The 1697-nt window shown below is 66.5% G+C and carries 1 pseudogene; it reads right to left on the bottom strand.

Annotated elements, in window-relative coordinates:
* Positions 1–1697 (bottom strand): annotated as a pseudogene (locus WCA85_RS22210) (translocation/assembly module TamB domain-containing protein); the annotation flags it as partial.

Here is a 1697-nt window from a genome sequence, read left to right as displayed (position 1 = left end):
TTGTAAACACTGTCACCGAGCTTGAACTCGGCCTTGGTTGTGAACGTCGGGCCGAGCACGCCGGCCGCCGTCAGCGTGCCGTTGACGCGTGCCTGGATCTTTGGCGAAGCGGCGGGCGCCGGGCGCTTCGCGGGCATTGCTTTCGCTGGACTGTGGCCCCTGCTGTTCGACTCGGCGCTCGCCAGACCACCGCCCTTGCCTTCCGGTGCCGCGCTCGCCAGACCACCGCCCTTGCCCTTCGACGCGCCGCTCGCCGGTGAACGCGACGGCATCTGCGAAGTCAGCCCGAGCGGGTCGAAATCGGTTAGTTGCGCCTTGAGGTTGTAAGTGGAACTCGCGTCGTGCTTGATGGCGCCGGACAGATCGATCCGCCCGCGACCCGAGGTGATCCGCACATCGTTAAAGCTCATGCGTGCCGGGTCGAATATGACCTTGCCCTGCGCACGGAGCGCGGCCTTGGGGTCGGCCAGATCGAGCGTGATGCTTTGTACATCGTCGTTCAGCCGAATCCCGATCGGGCCAGCGAGCTGGGTCGGACGCACACTCGCTTCGAGTGCATTCAGATCGAGGCCAGCCACATGCAGATCAACTTGCCCGCGCTTGCCCGACAGCGCGCCCGAGCCGGTGATCGTGGCGTTCTTGACCAGGCGCACGTTCAGGTTCGACACGCTCTGGGCGTGGGCGGCGAGGCGTACGTCGGCATGCGCTTCGATCAGCGGCAACAAATGCTCGTCGATGGCGCCAGGTTTGGCGTTGATGATCGACACCTGGCCGGCAACGACAAAGCCGGCGGCGGAATGCGCCGTTGGGCTGGCCGTCGCCGTGGGGTTCGCCGCGCTCGCTGCGGCTGAGATGTTCGCTGTTGCGGAGGCCTCGCTCGCACCACCCGCGCCCCCTTCCGCGCCACCCACAACCGGATGCAACTCGGCGCGCACCGCCAGATCGGCAAGCGGCGCACCGGGCGCGAAGGCCTGCGGATTGATGTGATCGAAGGTCAGGGTCGCGCGCTGCAGCGGCACGTCCGCAAACGGCGTCGCCTCAACCCGCGCATGCCCCGCGAGCTTCATGCCGCTCGCGTCCAGTTCGGCCACGAGCGTTTCGAGCGTGCCGCTCAGATGGCCGCTGACCTGCACCGGCTCCTCGTTGACCTTGCCCGAGTAGCCAATATCGCCTGTCAGCGGAAACGGCCGCACGCCGTCGAGCTTCGCCGAAGCCGTGACCGAGCCAAACGGGGTATCGAGCTGATCGATGGCGGCTTCATGATGTCGCCCGTCGCTGCGGCCATGAAAGATGAAATGCGAATACTCCGCTGTCGAGCCGCCCTGGTGCAGCAGCAGGGTGTCGACCCGCACATCGCGCATCTCGACTTGCATCGGTAAGCGCAGCTCTTTCGGCAAGCTCATCGGTGCGCTGCTGCTAGACGACGCTGAGCCGATCCGCGCATCGACAGTCCCCACATGCAGATAGTCGATCGCAAAACGCCACGGCCGCCCGGTCACCGCCCAGCGTCCGTCGACGCGATCGACCTTGATATCGGTCCCGCTGCCATCGAGACTGCGCCACTCCACCTGACGCAGCCGCAATCCGTTGACGAGCGCCCCGCCTTCCAGCGTGCCGGTGAGCCGCCCGCCCAGCAGCTTGACCGCTGCCTGCCACGCGTAGGCGGTACCGCGCTCGGTCGCCACCGCGCCATACAA

Source organism: Paraburkholderia sp. (assembly GCF_049581445.1).
In the GTDB taxonomy this organism is placed as follows: Bacteria; Pseudomonadota; Gammaproteobacteria; order Burkholderiales; family Burkholderiaceae; genus Paraburkholderia.
The sequence above is the reverse complement of the archived record's forward strand: the minus strand, read 5'-3'. Positions and strand labels throughout refer to the sequence as shown.